Annotated in this window: 24 protein-coding genes; 11 read left to right on the forward strand and 13 right to left on the reverse strand. The window is 56.4% G+C overall.

The genetic code is table 11. From position 1 onward, the window contains the following. Nucleotides 1-23: 23 nt before the first annotated feature. The 3 genes from ACUW6V_RS00510 to ansP form a co-directional block, all read right to left on the reverse strand. A complete protein-coding gene (locus ACUW6V_RS00510; protein ID WP_454037850.1) occupies nt 24-1022 on the reverse strand; it encodes an ABC transporter substrate-binding protein in 999 nt (332 codons plus the stop codon). 174 nt (nt 1023-1196) lie between these two features. Next, on the reverse strand, nt 1197-2243 hold the full coding sequence (locus tag ACUW6V_RS00515; protein WP_454037851.1) for a DUF1176 domain-containing protein: 1047 nt from the start codon (nt 2241-2243) through the stop codon (nt 1197-1199). A 122-nt stretch (nt 2244-2365) separates the two neighbouring features. Further along, nucleotides 2366-3823, reverse strand: coding sequence for an L-asparagine permease (ansP, locus tag ACUW6V_RS00520; protein WP_007848558.1), 1458 nt, complete (start codon nt 3821-3823; stop codon nt 2366-2368). 361 nt (nt 3824-4184) lie between these two features. On the opposite strand from ansP, the gene blaCSA reads away from it, so the two are divergent. After that, nucleotides 4185-5312 (forward strand): CSA family class C beta-lactamase, encoded by a 1128-nt coding sequence (blaCSA, locus tag ACUW6V_RS00525; RefSeq protein WP_454037852.1) that lies wholly within the window; start codon nt 4185-4187, stop codon nt 5310-5312. A 51-nt stretch (nt 5313-5363) separates the two neighbouring features. Here the strand turns inward: blaCSA and nfsB are convergent, their stop codons facing one another. Next, a complete protein-coding gene (nfsB, locus tag ACUW6V_RS00530) occupies nt 5364-6008 on the reverse strand; it encodes an oxygen-insensitive NAD(P)H nitroreductase (RefSeq protein ID WP_004384956.1) in 645 nt (214 codons plus the stop codon). Nucleotides 6009-6270: 262 nt separating this feature from the next. Here nfsB and pptA point away from each other — a divergent pair, with 262 nt between their 5' ends. Continuing rightward, nucleotides 6271-6501: a tautomerase PptA gene (pptA, locus tag ACUW6V_RS00535; protein ID WP_080320787.1), complete on the forward strand. Its 231-nt coding sequence runs from the start codon at nt 6271-6273 to the stop codon at nt 6499-6501. Between the two features lie 44 nt (nt 6502-6545). Here the strand turns inward: pptA and ACUW6V_RS00540 are convergent, their stop codons facing one another. Together ACUW6V_RS00540 and ACUW6V_RS00545 are read right to left on the reverse strand one after the other, a co-directional pair. After that, nucleotides 6546-7451 (reverse strand): manganese catalase family protein, encoded by a 906-nt coding sequence (locus tag ACUW6V_RS00540; protein ID WP_004384954.1) that lies wholly within the window; start codon nt 7449-7451, stop codon nt 6546-6548. 73 nt (nt 7452-7524) lie between these two features. Next, complete coding sequence (locus ACUW6V_RS00545) at nt 7525-8034, reverse strand: ferritin-like domain-containing protein (protein WP_004384953.1); 510 nt, start codon at nt 8032-8034, stop codon at nt 7525-7527. A 474-nt stretch (nt 8035-8508) separates the two neighbouring features. Between ACUW6V_RS00545 and ACUW6V_RS00550 the strand changes: the two genes are divergently transcribed. Continuing rightward, nucleotides 8509-9330 carry an arylamine N-acetyltransferase family protein gene (locus ACUW6V_RS00550; RefSeq protein ID WP_454037853.1) on the forward strand — a complete coding sequence of 274 codons (822 nt, stop codon included), beginning with the start codon at nt 8509-8511 and terminating at the stop codon, nt 9328-9330. Here the strand turns inward: ACUW6V_RS00550 and ACUW6V_RS00555 are convergent. Further along, nucleotides 9327-10241: an AraC family transcriptional regulator gene (locus tag ACUW6V_RS00555; protein WP_454037854.1), complete on the reverse strand. Its 915-nt coding sequence runs from the start codon at nt 10239-10241 to the stop codon at nt 9327-9329. The two genes, ACUW6V_RS00550 and ACUW6V_RS00555, sit on opposite strands and share 4 nt — an antisense overlap. A gap of 119 nt (nt 10242-10360) precedes the next feature. Here ACUW6V_RS00555 and ACUW6V_RS00560 point away from each other — a divergent pair, with 119 nt between their 5' ends. After that, nucleotides 10361-10897, forward strand: a complete 537-nt coding sequence (locus ACUW6V_RS00560) for a carboxymuconolactone decarboxylase family protein (RefSeq protein WP_175568337.1) — start codon at nt 10361-10363, stop codon at nt 10895-10897. 161 nt (nt 10898-11058) lie between these two features. Continuing rightward, nucleotides 11059-12144 carry an NAD(P)-dependent alcohol dehydrogenase gene (locus ACUW6V_RS00565; RefSeq protein ID WP_076726927.1) on the forward strand — a complete coding sequence of 362 codons (1086 nt, stop codon included), beginning with the start codon at nt 11059-11061 and terminating at the stop codon, nt 12142-12144. Between the two features lie 55 nt (nt 12145-12199). Here ACUW6V_RS00565 and ACUW6V_RS00570 read toward each other — a convergent pair whose 3' ends face one another. Continuing rightward, nucleotides 12200-12964: an SDR family NAD(P)-dependent oxidoreductase gene (locus ACUW6V_RS00570; protein WP_014728900.1), complete on the reverse strand. Its 765-nt coding sequence runs from the start codon at nt 12962-12964 to the stop codon at nt 12200-12202. A 452-nt stretch (nt 12965-13416) separates the two neighbouring features. Here ACUW6V_RS00570 and ACUW6V_RS00575 point away from each other — a divergent pair, with 452 nt between their 5' ends. Then, entirely contained in the window at nt 13417-13800 is a 384-nt protein-coding gene (locus ACUW6V_RS00575) for a TfoX/Sxy family protein (protein WP_097649531.1), read from the forward strand. Between the two features lie 191 nt (nt 13801-13991). Here ACUW6V_RS00575 and ACUW6V_RS00580 read toward each other — a convergent pair whose 3' ends face one another. From ACUW6V_RS00580 to ACUW6V_RS00595, 4 genes are all read right to left on the reverse strand, one after another. After that, nucleotides 13992-14585: a flavin reductase family protein gene (locus tag ACUW6V_RS00580; RefSeq protein WP_454037855.1), complete on the reverse strand. Its 594-nt coding sequence runs from the start codon at nt 14583-14585 to the stop codon at nt 13992-13994. A 63-nt stretch (nt 14586-14648) separates the two neighbouring features. Further along, nucleotides 14649-15413: a hypothetical protein gene (locus tag ACUW6V_RS00585; protein WP_007867746.1), complete on the reverse strand. Its 765-nt coding sequence runs from the start codon at nt 15411-15413 to the stop codon at nt 14649-14651. Between the two features lies 1 nt (nt 15414). Then, on the reverse strand, nt 15415-15612 hold the full coding sequence (locus tag ACUW6V_RS00590) for a hypothetical protein (RefSeq protein WP_004384946.1): 198 nt from the start codon (nt 15610-15612) through the stop codon (nt 15415-15417). A 298-nt stretch (nt 15613-15910) separates the two neighbouring features. Further along, nucleotides 15911-16648 carry an SDR family oxidoreductase gene (locus ACUW6V_RS00595; protein WP_007697843.1) on the reverse strand — a complete coding sequence of 246 codons (738 nt, stop codon included), beginning with the start codon at nt 16646-16648 and terminating at the stop codon, nt 15911-15913. Nucleotides 16649-16833: 185 nt separating this feature from the next. Between ACUW6V_RS00595 and ACUW6V_RS00600 the strand changes: the two genes are divergently transcribed. Beyond that, entirely contained in the window at nt 16834-17769 is a 936-nt protein-coding gene (locus ACUW6V_RS00600; RefSeq protein ID WP_454037856.1) for an AraC family transcriptional regulator, read from the forward strand. 198 nt (nt 17770-17967) lie between these two features. On the opposite strand, the gene ACUW6V_RS00605 is transcribed toward ACUW6V_RS00600, so the two are convergent. After that, on the reverse strand, nt 17968-18942 hold the full coding sequence (locus tag ACUW6V_RS00605) for a UV damage endonuclease UvsE (protein WP_454037857.1): 975 nt from the start codon (nt 18940-18942) through the stop codon (nt 17968-17970). Nucleotides 18943-19089: 147 nt separating this feature from the next. Here ACUW6V_RS00605 and ACUW6V_RS00610 point away from each other — a divergent pair, with 147 nt between their 5' ends. The 4 genes from ACUW6V_RS00610 (at nt 19090) to ACUW6V_RS00625 (ending at nt 21754) form a co-directional block, all read left to right on the forward strand. Further along, nucleotides 19090-19425 carry a hypothetical protein gene (locus ACUW6V_RS00610; RefSeq protein ID WP_080320778.1) on the forward strand — a complete coding sequence of 112 codons (336 nt, stop codon included), beginning with the start codon at nt 19090-19092 and terminating at the stop codon, nt 19423-19425. 162 nt (nt 19426-19587) lie between these two features. Next, nucleotides 19588-19761 carry a hypothetical protein gene (locus ACUW6V_RS00615; RefSeq protein ID WP_454037858.1) on the forward strand — a complete coding sequence of 58 codons (174 nt, stop codon included), beginning with the start codon at nt 19588-19590 and terminating at the stop codon, nt 19759-19761. Nucleotides 19762-19945: 184 nt separating this feature from the next. Further along, on the forward strand, nt 19946-21160 hold the full coding sequence (locus ACUW6V_RS00620; protein WP_007867754.1) for an EAL and HDOD domain-containing protein: 1215 nt from the start codon (nt 19946-19948) through the stop codon (nt 21158-21160). A gap of 168 nt (nt 21161-21328) precedes the next feature. Continuing rightward, on the forward strand, nt 21329-21754 hold the full coding sequence (locus ACUW6V_RS00625; RefSeq protein WP_004384940.1) for a DUF2231 domain-containing protein: 426 nt from the start codon (nt 21329-21331) through the stop codon (nt 21752-21754). Nucleotides 21755-21766 lie beyond the last annotated feature (12 nt).

Raw genomic sequence — 21766 nt, forward strand, 5'->3', positions numbered from 1 at the left:
TTTCCTTTATCGTCGCAGGTGAATTAACTGCCGGGGTTTTCCCAGGCTTCGTTAAAGAAATACTCTTTCCAGCTGTCGGCTTTATTTTTTAATACGCCAAGCTCATGCAGCTTTTCGGCATAAACAAAAGTGCGTTGCGGTGAGACGGTAAAATCAATTTCCGGGTCATTCACAATTTTTTCGACTAACGCTTGCGGCAGGCGCGATTTTTCCGTGCGGATATACGCCGCAGCCGCCGCCTTTTTATCGGCGTTAATGATTTTCGCCGCCTCGCTTAAGGCGCGATAAAACGCGCGGTACGTTTTCGGGTTGTCATCGTGGAATTTCTGAGTGGTGTAGAGCACATTGAAAGTGGCCGGGCCGCCCAGCACGTCGTAAGAGCTTAAGATCTTATGCACGTTGCCGTGCTCCAGCGCCTGGTACTGAAACGGCGGGCTGGAAAAGTGCGCGGTGATTTCTGACTTCCCGGCGACAAGCGCCGCGCTGGCGTCCGGGTGCGGCAGGCTCACGCTGATCTTATCAAAGCGTTTATAGTCGCCGTTGCCATAAAGCCGGGCGGTTTCGATTTGCAGCGTGCGGGACTGAAAGCCCACGCCCGCCGCCGGTACGGCGATGCGGTCTTTATCGGTGAGATCGCGAACGTTTTTGACCGCCGGATTGTTGCTCAGCAGATAATTGGGCATCGAGCCGAGCGACGCGATGGCTTTAACGTTCTGGCGGCCTTTGGTGCGATCCCAGAGCGTGAGGAGCGGCGGCACGCCCGCCGAGGCGACGTCCAGCGCGCCCGAGAGCAGCGCTTCGTTCATGGCGGTGGCACCGGAGAGCGTGCGCCACTCCACCTTAATATCGAGCCCCTCTTTTTTGCCTTCTTTTTCGATAAGCTGCTGGTCGCGCACCACATCCAGCAGTAAATAACCAATGCCGAACTGCTGCGCGATGCTGATATTACCTTCCGCCTGCGCCAGTCCGGCAGCCGACATTAACGCCAGCCCGAGCCAGGCGCGCCCCGTGATTTTTTTCATGGCTATCCCGCTAATAATAAAAGTGAAGGGTGATATATCGTTCTGGCTTTTATCGTGCAGGGGCGGGATTAAAAATGAAAAGTGTTTATTGGAATAACTTAGCGCGAATAAATAAATGCTTTTTTTAGCGAAGCTTTGCCGGAAATAAAAAAAGCGGGCCATCGCCCGCTGTAATTATTTCGCCGGAATGACCTGCGTGACCAGCGTCGGCATCTCCCAGGTGCCGCCTGCGCGAATGAGGCGGCATTCGCCGGTGGTGTAGTCTTCGCTCTGAATGAACGTTTCACCATTCCACGTCCAGTTCGCGCCGCCCATACAGTCGCCGATGCCGCGCCCGCGCTGTACGGACGTGATGACGCCATTGTGATAATCGTTGCCGATAAGCGTTATCAGCGTTGGCTTGCCTTTCAGCGCCTCGTCAATGACCCAGTAGCCGTCGCCTTCGTTATAGGCCGCGCGCCAGCAGGTCGCCGAGATTAGCGCTTTGCCATTGCTTAATGGCGTGACGGTCACCGGCTCGTTACGCAGCGTTTCATCGGTGAGCCCATCGCAGCTGTCGCCGTCGAGTTTGGTGGCTTCAAGACGCGGCAGCAGCGTGGCGAGCGCCGCGCCGGTGAGCGTAGTAGGCTGTGCGTCGCTCACGGCGGCGGCGTGGATCACCGGGGCGGCGATCGGCGCCGGTACCGCGCTTTCCGGCTTGTTGCCTTTTTTCATGAGCGCGCCGGGCGTGCCGATGCGGCCCTGCACGTCATCCATCTTAAGCAGCACGGCGCTGGCACCGGCCGCGGAGAGCGCGAAACGGCGGTTATCTGAGGCAAACACCACGTTGCCGCGGCCTTTCACGGCGTTAATGACGGCCGCGGTCTGCGCGTCGTTAAGCTCCCAGGTTTCGTCCTGCTTATTTTCTTTCAGCATGCCGGTATCTTTACCGTCGATTTCAAGGCGCATCGGCCCCTTTGAGGGCTTCACGTCATCATCCATCTCGCCTAAGCGGATCATGGCGGCAAGCGGCGCGTCAGGCCCGGCTTTGCGGGTCAGCAGCAGCGAGCCGCCGGTGCCTTCATCGGCCTCGTAGGCATCGACGCGGCAGGTGCCGGTGTTATCGCAGACCATGCTCCAGTCTTTATGATTGAAGTAAGGCGGTTTCGGCGTAACAGCGGCGGCGCTGAGTGCCACACAGAGCGGCGTCAGTGCCAGTGCGCGAAGGATTGCAGGTTTCATAACGGTTCCTTGTAGACGTAGTGCAGCGCCATAGCGTGAAGCGCTGGAGCGTTTCGGACAAGCTACCAGTAATAGTACGCATAAAAAAAGGAGCCTTACGGCTCCTTTTCACAACATGCTATTTAATCCTGATGCGGTTGCGGCGCGGTGCTGTGGATTTCCGCCACGCGCTTACGCACGCCAAACCAGCCCGCAATCAGCAGAATAGCGAGAACCGGAATGGAGGCCACGGTAAAGGTGCCGTTCGGGTAGTCAAACGCCATCAGCACGACGACGGCGGCCAGGAACAGCAGCGTCAGCCAGGAGGTGAACGGCGCGCCCGGCAGCTTGAAGGAGACATCGTCCGCTTTGCCTTCTTTGATGGCTTTGCGCAGGCGCATCTGGCAAACCATGATAAACGCCCAGGAGGAGATGATGCCGATGGATGCCACGTTCAGGACGATCTCAAACACCTGCGACGGCACGAGATAGTTCAGGAAGACGCCGACGATATAGACGCACACGGTCACCAGAATGCCCGCGAACGGTACCTGGGATTTGCTCATCTTCGACATAAACTTCGGCGCGGAGCCGCCCATCGACATCGAGCGCAGGATACGGCCAGTGGAATAGAGCCCGGAGTTGAGGCTGGAGAGCGCCGCGGTCAGCACCACCATATTCATGATATCGCCGATATAGGGCACGCCAAGCTTCGAGAAGAAGGTGACGAACGGGCTCTGACCCGCCTGGTAGGCGTTCCACGGCAGCAGCAGCACCAGCAGGACGACGGAGCCGACGTAGAACAGGCCGATACGCCAGATCACGCTGTTAATCGCCTTTGGCACCATGGTCTGCGGATCTTTACATTCGCCCGCGGCGGTACCGACCAGCTCGATAGACGCGAAGGCGAATACCACGCCCTGAATCAGCACCAGCGCAGGCAGCAGGCCGTGCGGGAAGAGGCCGCCGTTGTCGGTTATCAGATGGAAACCGGTAGCGTTGCCGTCGAGCGGTTTACCGGTGCCGAGAAACACCACGCCGACAATCAGGAACACGACGATAGCCAGCACTTTGATGAGCGCGAACCAGAACTCCATTTCGGCGAACCATTTCACGCCAATCAGGTTCATGGTGCCGACAATCGCCAGTGCGCCGAGCGCAAACACCCACTGCGGCACATCGCCGAACGCGCCCCAGTAGTGCATATAGAGCGCCACGGCGGTGATATCGACGATACCGGTCATCGCCCAGTTAACGAAATACATCCAGCCCGCCACGTAGGAGGCTTTCTCGCCGAGAAACTCACGGGCGTAAGAGACAAAACTGCCGCTGGACGGACGGTGGAGCACCAGCTCGCCCAGCGCGCGAAGAATGAAGAAAGAGAAGATGCCGCACACCAGATAGACCAGCGCCAGCGACGGCCCGGCCGCCTGGAGACGCGCGCCCGCGCCCAAAAACAGACCGGTACCGATAGCGCCGCCGATGGCTATCATCTGCACCTGACGGTTGCCCATCGCTTTGTGATAACCCTCTTCATGAGAGTTCAACCAGCGTCGTTTCGCGGCGCGATGCTCAGCCGCGTTTTGCTTCGTTGTTTTCATTGGTTTTCCTGTAGTCCTGTCTGAACCTGAACGAGCCAAAATAACCGACCGCCGTATACCAACCAAACGTTTGCCTGTGCTGGTTTTTTGTACGGCAAATGTTCGTCTTTCCTGTGATTATGTTGTGCGGATAAGACAAAACATGGCGCAGCATCCTAACCGCAAACCGGGGGCTTCGCAAAGCCTACCAGTAAGGGTGTGAGCCAGAACGGATTAGCCCGTAAAAGTGTCAGGGTTGTTGTATGCGCGATAACCCAAATCCGGCGAGAAAACGTCCTTTGTTAGGGAAAATAATGGAGTTTTGTCACAGTAAGCGGAGATAATGGCGGTTTGTGTGCGGTGAAAGAGGCGAGGAGAGCCGATGAAAAGCAAAGTCAGTGCGCTGTTAATGATGATAGTTCTTGCGGGCCATGCGCAGGCCGCGCCCGTTGCGCCGCCGGATGCGGTCGTTAAGCCATTGATGGCGCGCTACCAGATCCCGGGCATGGCGGTGGCGGTGTCGGTTAACGGCGAAACGCATTTCTGGCATTACGGCGTGGCGTCAAAAGCGACGCGCAAGCCGGTGGATGAAAACACGCTTTTCGAAATCGGCTCGCTCAGTAAAACCTTTACCGCGACGCTCGCAAGCAAGGCGCAGCAAGACGGCAAACTGGATTTCAGCGCGCCCGCCAGCCAGTATCTTCCTGCACTGAAAGGCAGCGCATTCGACCACGTGACGCTGCTGAATCTCGCCACGCACACCGCGGGAACGCCGCTCTTTGTGCCGGATGCGGTGAAAAACACCACACAGCTGATGGACTGGTATCGCGCCTGGCAGCCTGAAAAGCCGGTCGGCACAGAGCGCGTTTACTCGAATCTTGGGATAGGGTTGCTCGGGATGATTACCGCGAAGGCGCTCGATAAGCCGTTCAGCGAGGCGATGGAGCAGGGGCTGCTCAGGGATTTCGGCATGACGCACACCTTTATCAACGTGCCGGAGGCCGCGATGGACAACTACGCCCAGGGTTATAACAAAGACGACAAACCGGTGCGGGTGACGCCCGGCCCGCTGGACGCCGAATCGTATGGGCTGAAATCCGGCAGCGCGGATCTGCTGCGTTATCTGCAAATCCAGCTTGGCGAGCAGGAGGTCGCGCCAGGCTGGCGTCAGGCGATTAACGCCACGCACAACGGCTACTACCGCAGCGGTGAGTTCACGCAGGGATTGATGTGGGAATACTATCCGTGGCCGTCACCACTCTCGCGTCTTCTGGAAGGCAACAGCAGCCAGCGCATCATGAAAGGGCTTGCGGCCACCGCTATCGTTCCGCCGCAGCCTGCGCCGCAGGCCGCGTGGTATAACAAAACCGGCTCGACCAACGGCTTTTCCACCTATGCAGTGTTTATTCCTGAAAAGCGTATCGCGCTGATTATGCTCGCCAACAAGTGGTTCCCGAATGACGACCGTGTTAAAGCGGCGTATGCGATTATTCAGGAGCTTGATAAATAACGCATCATAAAAAAGGCCGCCCGTGGGCGGCCTTTTCGTCAATCAACGCACTCAGAGCTGCGTGATCACCACATCCTGATCCAGACGGGATTTCGGCAGTGTGGCGTTGAAGTCGGCATCGCTGCGATAACCGATGGTCGCTACCACCACGCTGCGCAGACCTTTTTCTTTCAGGCCCAGCACTTCATCCATTTTCTCCGGATGGAAACCTTCGATAGGCGTCGCGTCGAGGCCCATCGCGGCCGCGCCCAGCAGCAGGAAACCGAGCGCCAGATAGGCCTGACGGGTCATCCATTCGCGCTGCTGCTCTGGCGTTTCGCTGTTCAGACCAACAAAAAAGCGGCGGCCTTTATCGTTCGCGGCGCGCGCTTCCTCGCTGTCGTAGCGACCATCCTGCTGCTCTTTTTCCAGCAGCTGCAGCAGATGCGCTTCGTTCAGCTCTTCTTTAATGGTGAACACCACGGTCATGGCGGCGTTTTTCGCTTTTACCTGGTTGGCGTCCATCAGCGCCGGCAGGATCTGCGCCTTGCCTTCTTCAGTAGTCACGGCAAAGAAGTGCCACGGCTGGGAGTTGACGGAAGAGGGGCTAAAACGCAGCAGATCCAGCAGCTCCTGCTGCTGTTCGGCCGTCAGTTTACGGCTGTTGTCGTAGGCTTTGCTGGTATGACGAGTGCGAATGATCTCATTAAGGTTCATAAATGTTTCCCGGTTGAATGCCGTGCCTTTATCAAAGGCCGCGAGCAGGTTACACCATTATTATCTTCGTTAAGGGAAACGATAGTAGCCTAAACCTGACGGCAGCAACACCTGTCGCCACGGGTAAGCCCGCTTGACGGCAAAAAATGCCAAAATGCGTGACAACGTCACTAAGGAGGGAAGGTGTTGCACGTAAAAAAGCGTGAATGAACAGTCTGGTCTGGGGCATGATGATGAACCGTTCACGTTTCAAGGAACCGTTATGCCGCATATCGATGTGAAATTCTTCCCGCGCGATCTGAGCGACGCGCAACAGCAGGCGCTGGCCGATGAACTCACTCAGGTCATCGTTAAACATCTGCAAAGCAAAGAGAGTTCCGTTTCGGTGGCGCTCAATGAAGTCCAGCCGGAGCAGTGGAAAAGCGAGGTGTGGGATACCGAGATAGCGCCACAGCTTGATACGCTGGCCCGCAAACCAGGCTATGAGATGTAAGCCATAAAAAACCCTGCCGGAGCAGGGTTTTCTTTTAAGGCCGGTTATTTTTTCTCAACCGGCTTTTTCGACTGACGCTCTACCGGGGGCACTGATGCGCCCATTTCCGCGCCGGTCACCGGGTTGATGCCCGGATCGGACTGCAGACGCTGTGCCATGGTCAGTACGCTCGCCTGCTGTTCCGGCGAAAGCTGGATATCAATCATACCGTCGCCTCCATTAACTGCCGGCTGCGGATCGGCGACGTACTCGAAGTTTTCGTCGCTGTTCCAGCTGCCGCGCAGGTCGTCACCTTTGGACATGTTGTAGTAAACATTCGTGTACTGTTCCACCGGCGGCAGTTTGCCCGGCGGGAAGTTATTACGAATAGAGTAGAGCGCTTTCTCAAACGAGAGCATATGCGCGACTTCACGGGTCATCAGGAAGCCGAGGGCATCTTTAACGCCCGGGTCGTCCGTCAGGTTGATCAGTCGCTCATAGATAATTTTGGCGCGTGCTTCCGCCGCGATGTTCGAGCGCAGATCCGCGGTGATTTCACCGATGGTATCGATGTACGCCGCCGTCCACGGTACGCCTGCGGAGTTAGTCAGCGGCGGCCCGCCTCCGTAAAGCACCTGGGTCAGATGGCTGTCGTTACCCGCACCCGTAATGGAGCGGTAAAGCTCGCCTTCGGTTTCAGTGGCTTCCGCCAAATCGCCTTTAGCACCTTTGTTGAGCATCCCCACAAGGGAACCGATAATTTCAAGATGGCTCAGTTCTTCTGTGGCGATGTCCATCAGCATCTCTTTACGTGCCGGATCTTCATCACCCAGCCCCTGGGTGAAATAGCGGGTAGCCGCGGCGAGTTCGCCCTGCGGGCCGCCAAATTGTTCCAGCAGTAAATTTGCCAGCCCCGGGTTCGGTTCCGCGACGCGGACCGTATATTGCAATTGTTTTACATGTCGGAACATCAGGTTCTCCTGTTTACACGACAACACTCATTTTTTGCCTGCCATATAAATGACAGGCGAATTTATTCAGAAATTATTTTTTCGCTTCAACGCCTGGCGCGGCTGCGCGATTAAGGAATTGCTGAGTAACGTCCGGTAAATGGTTCAGACACCACTCCGCCATCGCAATTTCCTGTTCCAGGATCTGTTTAAAAATCACCACACCCTGTTCATCGCCCACGGCTTTTGCCGCCGCAATCAGCGAGGTGTAGCAGGCAATTTCAAACTGTTCGAAGACATAGCCGCTGATAGCGCCTTTCACCACTTCATCAGAAGCAAACATACCGCCCACGGCCTGGCCCATCGCCGTCATTTTGCTCATGGTGTCTTTGACAACAGAGGTTGAAACGTTATTTCTTTCAATAACGGAATTAATCAGCTGCTGCTGGTGGCGCGTCTCTTCCAGATGCTGCTCAAGACGGGATTTGAGGTCAGGATAGTGCTCAATACGGGAGGCCATTGACTCCAGCATCTGTTCCGCTTGTTTCTCCATCGCATGAGCGTCACGCAGCCAGTCATGATAATTTTCTTCGTATGTCGTCATAAATCACCTCTTCCGAAATATACAGTTACCTGTAAAGAAATATTTATGCGTCCTCTACAGAATTTATAAATTTGATACGCCCTAAAAAGCGTAGCAGATATTTTTAAACGGGAGACGGAATCGCGGATATTCTGTTTTTTGAGAGTAATCTCAACCAAAATTAACTGGATAATTATTATCCACTTGCGGCGAAATATGTACGAAAACTCCTTTTCTGTATAACTTCAGGAAGCAAATAATTGCATGTGAATTTTATTTTTACATTCGCTTTACATAAAAGGAAATAAATGTAGAAAGCGGTTTTAAGCGAAGCGGTAAAAAGGAGCGACTACGATTTTCATTAATATATCGCCCGATGCATGGTGCTTTTTCGTTATGCGGTGACAATTCAATAGCCTGAACACGCCCTGCCACATGCTTTACGGGAAAAGCGCTATCATCAGACAGACAAAGGACGCAGATTAAGGACTTCGCATGGCATTCAAACGACAGGATTACTTCTCCCGAATTGGCTACACCGGTGAACCGCGCCCAACGCTTGAGACGCTTACCGCGCTGCACAAGTGCCACACCGCGACCATTCCTTTTGAAAATCTCGATGTGCTGTTAGGGCGCGAGATCCTGCTTGATGATGACGCGATTTTCATCAAGCTGGTGGAAGCCGGGCGCGGCGGCTACTGCTTTGAGCAAAACGCGCTGTTCTCCCGCGCGCTCGCGGAATGCGGCTTTGCCGTGGAAGCGCTCGCCGCGAGAGTATTAATCGCCGATCCTGACGCTATGCCGCCGCGCACGCACCGCCTGGTGCAGGTGATGATTGACGATGCGCCGTGGATAGCCGATGTCGGTTTTGGCGGGGCGACGCTGTGCGCGCCGATCCCGCTTGCACATGGCGCGGAGATAACCGGCCCGGAAGGGCGCTTTCGTATTGAGAGCCGACAAAGCGAGTTTTTGCTCTTAAAAGAAGAGGGCGACGACTGGCACGCACTTTACCGCTTTGACCAGGCGCGTCAGTATCCGGCAGATTACCTGATGGCCAACCATTTTATTGCCCACTGGCCGGATTCTCATTTCCGCCATCACCTGCTGGCGGCGCTACACCCTCCCGGACAAACGCCCTTAAAACTGCTTAACCGCCATCTCACCGTGAATGGCGAGCGCCGGACGCTTGCCGACGACGGCGCGGTCTATGACTGCCTGCAAAAGGATTTCGGGATGCGCTTTACTCATCCGGTACATGGCGTTTCACGCGAGACGTTTTGCGCGATGATGGCGCAGCTTGCTCGCGATAACCCCTAAGGGCGGGCGTGCTGCTGGCGGAACTGGCCCGGCGTAACGCCCCAGGCGTTTTTGAACGCTTTGCTGAACGCGGCCTGGGTCAGATAGCCGCACGCCTCCGCCACGCGGCCGATAGCGTCCTGTTCGCGCTCAAGGAGCCTTGCCGCGCGCGCCATCCGCACCTGATTCAGCCAGGCCTGGGGGGTAAGCGGGTAACGGCTTGCAAAGTGTCTTGCAAAGGTAGCGCGGGAGAGAAAACAGCGCGCCGCCATGCTTTCCAGCGTCCACGGCTGTTCCGGGTTCGTCAGCACCGCGCTGACGGCCGGTGCCAGGCGTTTATCCGCCAGCAATGGCAACATGCCTGGCGCGCCGTTCTCATCGGCCAGCAGGGCGCGTAAGACCAGCGTGAGTAGGGTAGAAGAAAGCTCGCGTACAATCGCCGCGGCACCCGGTCGCCCGCTCAGGCTCTCATCCGACAGCATGGTCAGAAGCGCCGCGAGCGAGCGGCAGTCTTCCCGTCCGCCTGTGGCGATACGCTGCAATGCAGGCTGACCGCTAAAAAGCAGTGCGCCGCTGATGCCGGTGCGAAACTCACCGCACAGCATCACCAGCGGCGTATCGTCGCCTTCCGTCACGACTTCCGTAACCACCGCATTCTCGTGCCGCTGCACGCGGGCGGTGGCACCGTCCTGCTTATGGCTTTCCAGACGGTGCGGTGCGCCGTGAGGCAGCAGAAAGATATCGCCCGCCCGTGCATGAATGACTTCACCATTGAGCACCAGTCGCGCGCTGCCAGAGAGGATGGCGTGCCAGGGAATATGGCCAGCCGGGCTCTGTGCATGATCCGACTGCCAGCGTCCGGCGAAGCGGCAGTGCAAATCGACAGAACTTTCCGGCGCGAGAAGGGCGATAAGCTGGCTGAGGCTGTCCATAAAGCTCCTGAGACGATAAGACAAAAATCCGCGACGCCCGGCGGCAGATGGCGTAAGGCGTCACGCGTAGTATGCACACAACGCCCGCAGACGGGCATTTATTGACGAAGGAGTGCATCATGAGCCGTTTACAGACCATTGCGACAGAAACCGCCACCGGTAAAACCGCCCAGCTGTTTGATACGCTGAAAAGCGCGATGGGTAAAGTCCCTAACGCGTATGCCACCATCGGCAGCAACGCGCCGGATATTCTCTCCCAGGCGCTGCAACACAATATGGCGCTGAAAAAGGGCGCGCTGAGCGCCCGCGAGCTGGAAGCCATTAACCTAGTCGTGAGCGAGACGACCGGCTGTGATTACTGCCTCGCCGCGCATACCCTGATGGCGAAAAAAGCGGGTTACAGCGCCGATGATACCCGCGCGCTGCGTGCCGGGCAGTTTGCCCAGGATGCCCATATCGATGCGCTGCTGCGCTTTGTGAAAACCGTGATAACGACGCGCGGCACGCTGCCGGAAAGCGACGTGACCGCGCTGCGCGACGCCGGTTTCGACGACCGTCAGGTTATTGAGATCTTAAGCGCCATCAGCGCCATTCTGTTTACCAACATGGTGAACCGGGTGAACGACACCGTGGTGGATTTTCCTAAAGCAGAATAATCCGCACCTGGCGGGGGAGGGGAGCGGTACTAACGATATCAAGACGTTAGCGCTCCGCTCCTTACAACCCACCATAACCGGCACCGCCCGGTGCCTGGCAAAAGTCACCGATGCGCAGTATAAGAAGTAAACACCGCTGATACGCGTAACCGGAGACAATAATGACCATGAAAGTGCTGGGCTATGCCGCGCAGAGCCCCGAAGCGCCGCTCGCGCCTTTTGAGTTTACCCGCCGCGCGCCGCGCCCCGACGATGTCGTCCTCGAAATTCTCTACTGCGGCGTCTGCCATTCCGATCTTCATCAGGCTCGTGACGACTGGGGTTTCAGTCAGTATCCCATTGTGCCGGGCCATGAAATCATTGGCCGCGTCACGGCGGTCGGCAGCGACGTGAAAAAATTCAAACCGGGCGATCTCGCGGGCATCGGCTGTATGGTCGATTCGTGTCGCAGTTGTCCTCCGTGCCGCGAGGGGCTGGAACAATACTGTCTTGAAGGCTGCATTCAGACCTATAACGGTATCGATCGCCATGATGGCGAGCTGACGTTTGGCGGCTACTCACAGATTATTCTCGCCTCGCAGGACTTCGTGCTGCGCATCCCCGAAGGGTTAGATCTCAAAGGGGCCGCGCCGCTGCTCTGCGCCGGGATTACTACCTGGTCGCCGCTGCGCCACTGGAACGTCGGCAAAGGCAGCCGTGTCGCGGTGGTTGGGCTTGGCGGTCTCGGGCATATGGCTATCAAGCTTGCCCATGCGCTCGGTGCCGACGTGACGCTGTTCACCCGCTCGCCAGGGAAAGAGGAAGACGCACGCCGCCTTGGTGCGCATCACGTAGTGCTCTCTGAAGAGCCAGGCCAGATGCAGCAGGTCGCCGGACATTTCGATTTAATTATCGACACCGTGCCTTACGCGCATGACATCAACCCGTATCTGTCGACGCTTAAAATTGACGGCACGCTGGTTTTTGTCGGCCTCCTTGGAGAGGTACAGCCTGCGGTCAATACGGTCCCCATGATTATGGGGCGGCGTAGCGTGGCGGGTTCGTGTATTGGCGGGATCGCCGAGACGCAAGAGATGCTCGACTTCTGTGCGAAGCACAACATCTCTGCCGACGTGGAAGTGATCAACATTCAGGAAATCAATGAGGCGTGGGAAAGGATGCTGAAAAGCGATGTGAAATATCGCTTTGTGATCGATATGGCGTCACTGCAGCAGGGCGCGCGTCTGGAACCCGTGACGGCGGCTTAAAACGCTCTTATTTTTGATGCGGAAAGCAAAAGCGGGCATGAAGCCCGCTTTTTTGTTACGCCTGTTTCGGCTGACCATTTGAGGCCGTCAGGCCGCCATCCACCGGCAAATTCGCGCCTGTGATATACCGGGCGTCGTCGCTCGCGAGAAACGCAATCGCATCGGCGATATCTTCCGGCTCGCCCGCACGTTGCAGCGGGATTCGCTCATAGAATTTTTGCAGCAGCGCTTCATCCTGCTTCATATCTTCTGTGAGATCGGTAAACGTAAAGCCCGGACAAATCGCATTCACGCGTACGCCATCGGCACCGTAATCCATCGCAAGCGATCGGGTAAAGTTTGTGACCGCGCCTTTTGCCGCGTTATAAACGCTCATGCCCCAGTCGCCACCCAGCCCGGAGACCGATGAAATATTAATCACGTTGCCTTTGGTTTTCAGCAGGCCCGGCATAAACGCGTGCAGGCAGTAGAAAACGCCATTCAGATCGGTGCCCATCAGCGTTTCCCAGTCCTCAAGCGTAATCTCATGAATTTTGCCCTGTACAATCACGCCAGCGTTATTCACTAACACATCGACGCGACCAAATTCATCCGCCACGCGCTGCGCGAGCGCCTGTACCTGTTGCGCGTCAGAAACGTCGCAGGGCACGACCAGGTGCTTGCCTTGCGTAAGCGTCGCGGCCACTTTATCGAGTTTTTCTTTTGTGCGCCCAACCAGCACAACGCTTGCGCCTTCATGCGCAAAACGACGCGCGGCGGCGGCACCAATGCCTGATCCTGCACCCGTCACGACCACGACTTTCTCTTGAAAACGGTTCATACATCCTCCTTTCCAGTGTCTGGCACAATGCTGTGCTTAATCATCAAGTCCTTGTTAACTCTGGCATTCATTGCACGCTTCGCAAGTCTCAGGTTGACTATTCCTTATAAGCCTCTGTTTTCGTTCAAATAAAAAGTCATTAAAAAATGTGACGCAAACCAAAATTTCGCGCCGCAAATAAAGGGGGCCGGAGAGAGGGAGGGTTTAACTTTGCTTATCAACGGGTTAGTGATTTATCATAAAGATATTCTTGCGCGGGTTCGCTTTCTTGTGGATAACATGTGCAAAGTGAACAAAAAATATCCTGATAGACGATCGCATTTGATCCCGCCGCATGCAAAGCGACTAACCCTGTCACTTTTAGCGATCCTTTTTAATTAAACAGATCTTAATTTAGATCCCGACCTTTTTAAGTCGGAGTTAATTCCTGTACCCCAACCGGGAGGAGAGTGATGAGCGTTTCCCGTGAATACGTGACGTTTGTACTGGACCAGCTGGCGCCGCTCGGCGTGGTAGAAACCCGCCGTATGTTTGGCTGCGTGGCGCTGTTTCAGGCCGGACGGATGTTTGCGCTGGTGGATGGCGACGCGCAGCTTTACATCAAAGCAGACGATCAGAACCGCGAGCGGTTTATCGCCGAAGGCTTCCCGCCTTTTACCTATGTCACCACCCGGCGCAGCGGTGACCAGCAGGAAGTCGCGTTGGGTTATTACCGCATTGCCGAAGAGCTGGTGGAAGATAATCAGGAATTGTTGCGCTGGGCGCATGAAGGAATTGCCGCTGCCATGCGCGCACCGGAGAAAAAACCTCGCAAAACCACGAAAAAACCGGGGTAAAGGCTTAACCGAACGATAATCACCTTCTTTAGTTACAACATACTTAATACGATCCAACAAATCTGCTTCAGCGTCAGCGCCTGGAGAAAAAGCTTTCCAGAATAAAATGGCGGTGAATGGCAGGATTTACCGTTTGCAAGAGACAAAAAAAGCCAGACGCGCTGGCTTTGGAATGGACGTGAGAAGGGCGTTCAGATTTCGTTATCAGTACGCGGGAAAGCCTCGCCGATAGCATAAAAATGTCCGCCCGCGACGTGATGCAGACTGCGTAGCTCAGACGGCGCATCTTCAAAGTGCCAGCGGCCATCGTGAAAGACGCGGGTATCCGCCCATGCGGCGGTCACCTGACCGATAAACAGATCGTACTGCTGCTGATTATGCGGCTCGGGAATCAGCTCGCAGGCGAGCCATGCCGAGCAGCCCGCAACCAGCGGTGCCTCAACGCCGTCCATATGAAACAGTTCCACACCGGCGAGTTTCAGTTTCTCAGGCTCGTTATGCAGGCTCAGCGTGCCCGCCTGATACGTCATTTCCCGCTGTGCGACGGTCGGCACCTGTAAAACAAATGACCCACTGCGCTCAAGCAGTTCGCGGGTGCGGGCGATTTTATCGATAACCACCGTCACCTTTGGCGGCATAAAATCCAGCCCGCAGGCCCAGGCGGCGGCCATCACATTTTCCACGCCGTCGTGACGAGCGGAAACCAGCACCGTTGGCCCGTGATTAATTAACCGGTACGCTTTGTCCAGCGGCACCGGTGTCATAAAAGAGTGAGTGTCGTTCATTCGCATAACCCTGTATTGACCCAGGCGGGCAGGGTAACACAGCCGCCCGGGCACCATTTTGCGCTACGTGTCGCGCATCCCAAGCGCCAGCGACTGCGCCGGGTCGAACAGCGACAGGCTCTCAATCTGATTGAGCAGAATGACTTTGCGATAAGCGAGCGCCGATTTCTCTCCGGCCTGCAGCGTGATGCCATGGCTGTCATACCAGGCGCTGTAATTATGCTCGACGCGCAAATCCAGCGTTTCGTGGTCGCGGTAGCCGCTCAGCATCGGAATGAGCACCAGATTGCTGATATCGCTGCGGGTACTGTCGAAGGTGGCGCTATGGATCATCCCGATATACACACGCTGGGATTTCATCGTTATCCAGATAAGCTCGCCCTCTTCCATGCACTCATACAGCAGCCCTTCGATGCCGTTGGCGCGCGAGAGCGTGCGGTAGAGCGTGCGGCGGCCAGTGTTATCAAGCTTCGCCGTCGGCGACCAGTTCGCGCGGTAGAGGCAAAACAGAATGGCAAAGCCCAGCATCAGCACCACCGGCGCCTGGATGCCGAGAAAGCTCCAGTTCATAAACGCCATCTGGTAGTGATAATCGTCGCTGCCGGACCACGCCGGGAATGCATTCAGCACGCTTGAGACGCCAAGCAGCGCCAGCCACAGCAGGCCGGTGGCGATAATGCCCTGCAACACGAAAATACAGCCGTAAAGCGCCACCAGGAAATAGACGTCCCACCCGGAGGTGCGCATAAACTTAAACCGGGTGGAGAGATCGCGGCTGGTATACCAGTAACCGCACACCATCAACACCATAAATATCGCCGTTCCCATCTTAAGCCCTCTTCAGCATTTCGACGTGGCGGGCGAAATCTTCCTGTACGGCAAGACACTCCACATTAACCGAGGCGTTGCCATCCTCGTCGATAATAATGCGTTCTCCTTCGTCAATCGCATCCTGGATATGCGCCGGATGAACGGCATGAACCAGCTTTTCCGGGCTGGTAAAAAGCGAGCGAAATATTCTTAGCATGTAAAACCTCCCGGCCAACAGTATAGAAAGCCTGGTGGATGCAGGGTAAAAGTGGCGGGTTTTACGGGTTTATCTGATGAAAAAGGCCCGCCAGCGGGGCGGACTGAGGGTTATTTGAGCGGCTTCAGGGCATCCAGCCGCGCGGTGCCTCGACTGGCGGCGCGTGGCCGGGATCGTCAAAGTGATGAGCGCCGCGTGCCGCCGTCTTGCTGGCAGCGGGGTAAACGGGCCTGTAAAAAAACGCAAAGGGCATGCAGAGGCAAAAAGCCGGGGCGAACCCCGGCAGAGATAAATAGCATTAATGCGGGCTGGCCGTCGGACGCACCACGATTTCGCTCACGTCGACGTTATCGGGCTGTTCGATGGCGTAGGCGATGGCGCGGGCAATGGCGTCAGCAGGCAGCGCAATGCGGCGAAAATCATCCATCGCCACACGGGCGGTTTCATCTGTGATATGCGTCGCCAGTTCAGATTCCACCACGCCGGGGCTGATTAGCGTCACGCGGATCGTTTCATTTTCCTGGCGCAGCCCGTCGGTTATCGCGCGCACCGCATATTTGGTGGCGCAGTACACGGCGGCGGTCGGGGAAACACGGTACGCGCCAATGGACGCGATATTAATGATCTGCCCGCGATTGCGCGCCTGCATCACCGGCAATACGGCGGCGATGCCGTGCAGCACGCCGCGCACGTTCACATCCAGCATCTGATTCCACTCGTCCACTTTCAGCGAGGCCAGCGGCGAGAGCGGCATCACGCCTGCGTTATTAATGAAGGCGTCAACCTGGCCATATTTATCAAGCGCCGTCTGCACAAAGGCTTCCATGCTGTCGAGTTTCGTCACGTCCAGCGCCGCGTAATCTATCTGCGCCCCGTTAAAGCGCAGTTCCTCGCACAGCGCCGCGAGACGGTCGGTGCGGCGCGCGCCAATCAGTAAACGGTAGCCCTGGGCGGCCAGCAGGCGCGCCGTCGCTTCGCCGATCCCGCTGCTGGCGCCGGTGAGCAGGATAACTTTGCGTTCTTCGGTCATCGTCATGGTGCTTACTCCTTCACAAGAAGGCCCGGCGGGCTGCCGGTGCCGTATGCATAAAGGCTACGCCCGCAGCGGTTCTCTCAATAGCGCCATTCCTCTCGCTGTATTGCCTGATCCTATTAGCCCTGGTGAAGCTTTGCGCGCAACGTGCCACAATCGTTGCAGGAAAATATGAAGGAGACGCCGCAATGACGATGTCATCAGTACAGCGTGAAACTATCGAACTTCTGGAACAGCTCGCCCCACAGGAGGGCTACACCCGCTCACAGCTTGATGCGGTGCGCTTTATGCGCTCCAACCGCGCGCTGTCGCGCACGCCGGTGCTGTATGAGCCCTGTATTGTGATTGTCTGCCAGGGCTGCAAGCGCGGTTATCTCGCCGATAAGATCTACACCTACAATGCCCAACACTATCTGGTGCTCTCGGTGCCGCTGCCGTTTTCAACCGAAACCGACGCCACGCCGCAGGTGCCGTTGCTTGCCGTGGCGGTGCGGCTTGAAATGACCGTGATTGCTGAACTGGTGCTGGCGCTCGACGACGAGCGGGGCGCAAACGCCGCGCCGCCGGAAGGCATTCTCTCCACGCCGCTTAACGCGCCGCTTGCCGACACCACGCTGCGGCTCCTGCGCGCGCTGAGCCACCCGCAGGAGGCGCACATTCTCGGCCCGGCGATTGTCAAAGAGCTGTATTACCGCGTATTGATGGGTGAGCAGGGCGGCGCTATCCGCGCGGCGCTGGCAAGCTTCGGCAAGTTCAGCCGCATCTCGCGCGTGCTGCAACGCATTCACGCCGACTACGCCGGGCGGCTGGATGTCGCAACGCTCGCCGCCGAAGCCGGCATGAGCGCGCCCGCCTTTCATGCGCATTTCAAAGCGGTGACCAGCAACTCGCCCGTGCAGTACATCAAAGCGGTGCGTCTGCATCAGGCGCGGCTATTGATGATCCGCGACAACCTCAGCGCCGCCACCGCCGCGTTGCGCGTCGGCTATGAAAGCCCGTCGCAGTTTAACCGCGAGTTTCGCCGTCTGTTTGGCCGCACGCCGGGGGCGGAAACCCGTGAAATGAAACAGTCGTTCGCGCTGCTACCACCGACGCAGTTTGAAGCGATGACGACCAATCATTAACGGCCCGCGAATGATTTTCGCGACTATTTTCTGGCGTGGTTTTTGGGTTAGACCGACGGGTGCGCTCCGCTTACCCGCGCTACGCGGTATACGCGCCATATTATTTCTGTAGGGTGGGTAAGCTTGCGCACCCACCATTGGTTAAATCCGCGGGTGCGCTACAAACATATCAGATTGAATATCCATACATGCATTTTTTCACGCTGCCTTCACCACCCCTTTTAATAACGCATAATCATACAACCGGTCGCGGGCGATATTTTTCATTTTCACTTCGCACATAATGTCGAAATCGATGAAAGAGAGCGCCCAGTCATTCAGCGTACTGTTGAAATAATGATCGGAATGCGCGCGCAGTTTAGTTTTGGGAATGCCGAGCTGTGACTGTTCCGGAAAACCCTGTTCCGGAATAAGTCCTTCCTGAGAGATGGAATAATGCATGACCGGGCGCACGCCGCGCCACGAGGCTTTTATCTGTTCAATACGCGGATCGTCCGGCGTAATAAATGCATTCTCTTTTACCCAGTGGTGGTGAATATCCAGCACAATGGGGCAGAGCGCCTGCGCCTGTAATACATCGTCCAGCGAACAGGAAATTTCGTCATTTTCCACCGTCAGCATCCGCTGCGCCTGTAGGCTTAACCGGCCAAACGCCTCGCGAAAGCCTTCGAAACCTCGCTTGCCGTTCATATGGATATTGATTTTGAAATCCTGAAACCGCTGGCCATACCCCATCATCACGGCGCACAGGGTGTGATATTCCACATCCTCAATGGCTCTTTCGACCACATCAGGGTTATCTGACGCCAGTACCGAATACTGGCCGGGATGAAAAGAGAGACGAATATCGTGTGTGCGGGCAAACTCGCCGCAGCGGGTAAATAAGGGTGCCAGATCGGATAGAAATTCCTGATAGAACGGGCCGGCCTCCGGCACGGTATAAAGCGGCAGTAAATCGCTGCCGATACGCATCATCCTTAACGCCGCCGGTAACTGCGCGAGTTGTTCCAGGGTGAGATAAAGATTGTTCAGATTGGTCTGTGCGAGCTGCGATAACAACGTCAGACGCGCCTCATGACCGAGACTTAAAAAACGGGTGCGGGTCGTCGATTTAAAGGGAAATTCCTGTTTGAGCCCTGAATCTAAAAATTTACACGCGAAACCTAATTTCATGCACCCTCCGGTTGTCAGTATTTCCAGTGTAGCAGGTCGCTAACCGGGCGTTTCGGTGGGCCGTAGAGCTTAAGTTTAAGCAAAACGGTTATACTCTCCGTTTGCCGCGGCCATACCGCGCTTTCACTGACGTATCAGAATCAACTTATGAAATTACTCTCCTGGCGTTTTATTCTTCCTGTTGTCGCCTGTGCGGCGCTGGCGTACTGGTGGCTGACGCCACACTTCAGCCATGAGGACAAGGCGTACTACGCCTCGGTGTTCTGCACGATCCAGACAGACAAGCCCGATAACTGGGCGGCGAGCATGGAAAATGTGATTGAAGGCAGCAACAACGACTACGCGCTGCAACGTCAGCACTACTCCGCCGCGCTGGGTCGTGAAATCATCAGCACCTGGCAGGGGCTCGATAGCACGCAGCGCGCGGCGCTCGCGAGCAACCCGCAAACCTGCGGCCAGCAACTCGCCCGTCTGTTGCGCTGAGGGCGGCTACACTCAGTGGGGGTCATTTACTTCGCTGAGGTTGCCTTGCTGTCCGGACATCAATTCCTCGCCCTGAGCGGGTTCTCGCTTATTGCCGCCGCCTGTGGGCTGGCGCGTTTCTCGTGGGGATTACAGCTACCCGAGGTTATCCGGGATGTTTCAATGTCGACGACGCTGGTCGGCGCACTCTTTGGCTGGCTGCTGGATACCTTAAGCGCCGTGCCTGCGCTCGGTATTTTCGTGCTACTGACGCTGCTCGCACTCTGTTTACCGGCTGAGCGAACAGAAAATGCGCTCCCGGATATATGCTCAAGAAAGCCTGCCGCACGCCGATAAGCATCTTATAAAGCCTCGCCTTAAGGGGCGTGACAGGCGTAAGCGTAATACCTCGGGAGCTTACGCCTGGCTTGCGGTTCTGCCGGCGGAGTGCCGGAAGAGTGTATCCAGGAATGTTTTAGTGCCGGTCGAACAAGCAGCGCACCGCTGTAATGGACGTCGAAAAACGAAACCGGAGGTTGAAATGTATTCCTTCATAGCGCGACAGCCTATCTTTGATGCGTCGCTGAACACGGTGGCTTACGAGCTACTCTACCGGGACGGGCTCACGAACGCCTTTCCACCCGTGACTGCCGAGTTCGCGACCAGCCAGCTGCTTGCCGATCATTTTCTGGTCACGCCGTTACAGCGTTTGTCCGGGAAACATACGTCATTTATCAATTTCCCGTATGAAATGATCGTCAACGGGCTGGCGCAGTCGCTGCCGCGCCAGAATGTCGTGATTGAAATTCTTGAGAATAGCGTGCCGGATAACGCGCTGTTTACCACCGTGCGCGCGATGTATGAGGAGGGGTATTGCTTCGCGCTGGATGATTTTACGCTGGAGAGCGAATGGAGCCGCTTTCTGCCTTACATCAGCGTCATTAAGTTTGATATTCAGTCCACAAGCGTTGAACAAATCAACGCGTTCCTGAAAGCGCACCCGAACCTGCGCTGCAAACTGCTGGCTGAAAAAGTCGAGCGGCGTGAAGAGCTGGAACAGTACCAGAAACTCGGTTTTCATCTTTTTCAGGGCTATTTTTACAGCAAGCCAGAACTCATTAAGACGAAAAAGCTGCCTGAACAAAAAGTCTTTATTCTTGAGCTTATCCGCGAAGTTAACGCGGCGCGCCCGGATATGGCGAAGATCGAAAAGCTGATTAGCCGCGACGTGGCGATCACCTATAAGCTGATGCGCTACGTCAATAACATCAAATATCAGCATAACTACCACGCCAACGCCGAATCGCTGCCATTTCGCAGCATTTTCGCGTTTCTTGGGCTCTATGAGCTGAAAAGATTCATTACTATCCTCGCGGTCACGCACATCAGCGATCCGTCGGTAAGCGAACTTTACAACGTCAGCCTGGTGTACGGGCGCTTTTGCGAACTGGCGGCGCACCGTATCGGCGGCGTGAGCGAGGACGACGCGTTTATCGCCGGGCTGTTCTCGCGCCTCGACGCGATTATGGATATCCCCATGGATGCGCTGCTTGAGCAGATCTACGTCTCGAAGGAAGTCAAAAAAGCGCTGATCAACCGTGAGGGCGTTCCGGGTACGCTGGTCCGTCTGTGCGAAGCGTTCGAGCGTGCCGACTGGCCGCAGGTGGTTGAAGTGGCGCAGGAGCTGAATCTTAGCGAGCGGGATATCATCGATATGACGCACGAAGCGGTGAAATGGGGCGACACTATCATCTGATTTTTACAGCGGGCGGCCCGTCTGACGCCGCCTGCGCGCACTCAGGCTAAAACGCGGTTTCGATATTTCCGTCATTCTCGCGCATCTTGACTACGCTTTTACAGGCACGCTGACGTGCGGCGCCTGGGCGCTGCCGTCGCTGGTTCTGGATGACTTCAGGAGACGGACATGCACCCGCACACGACCGCACGATCCCCGGCAGCCGCCGTGGCGCTTTATGAACTGCTTAATCCCATTCCTTTAGGCTTTTTCACGGCCGCCTGGATTTTCGACATCCTCTACATGAAAAGCTACGTGCAGATGTGGACCGATGCCGCCAGCTGGCTTATCGCTATCGGCCTTGTTATCGCGATTATTCCGCGCCTGATTAGCCTCGGGCAGATCTGGCCCGGGCGTCGCCATCTGCATGGCCCGGCGCAGCGGCTGCACTTCTGGCTGAATCTGGTGGCGATAGTGCTGGCCATTTTCAACGCCTTTATTCACAGCCGTGATGCTTACGCCGTGGTGCCTGCGGGCGTCATTCTTTCAACGCTGGTCGTGGTGCTGATGCTGCTGGCGAATGTTCAACTCGCGTTACGCCAACGCGCTGCTTAAGGAGAAGCCCGC

It is taken from the genome of Cronobacter sp. 153480017-3, assembly GCF_053627815.1.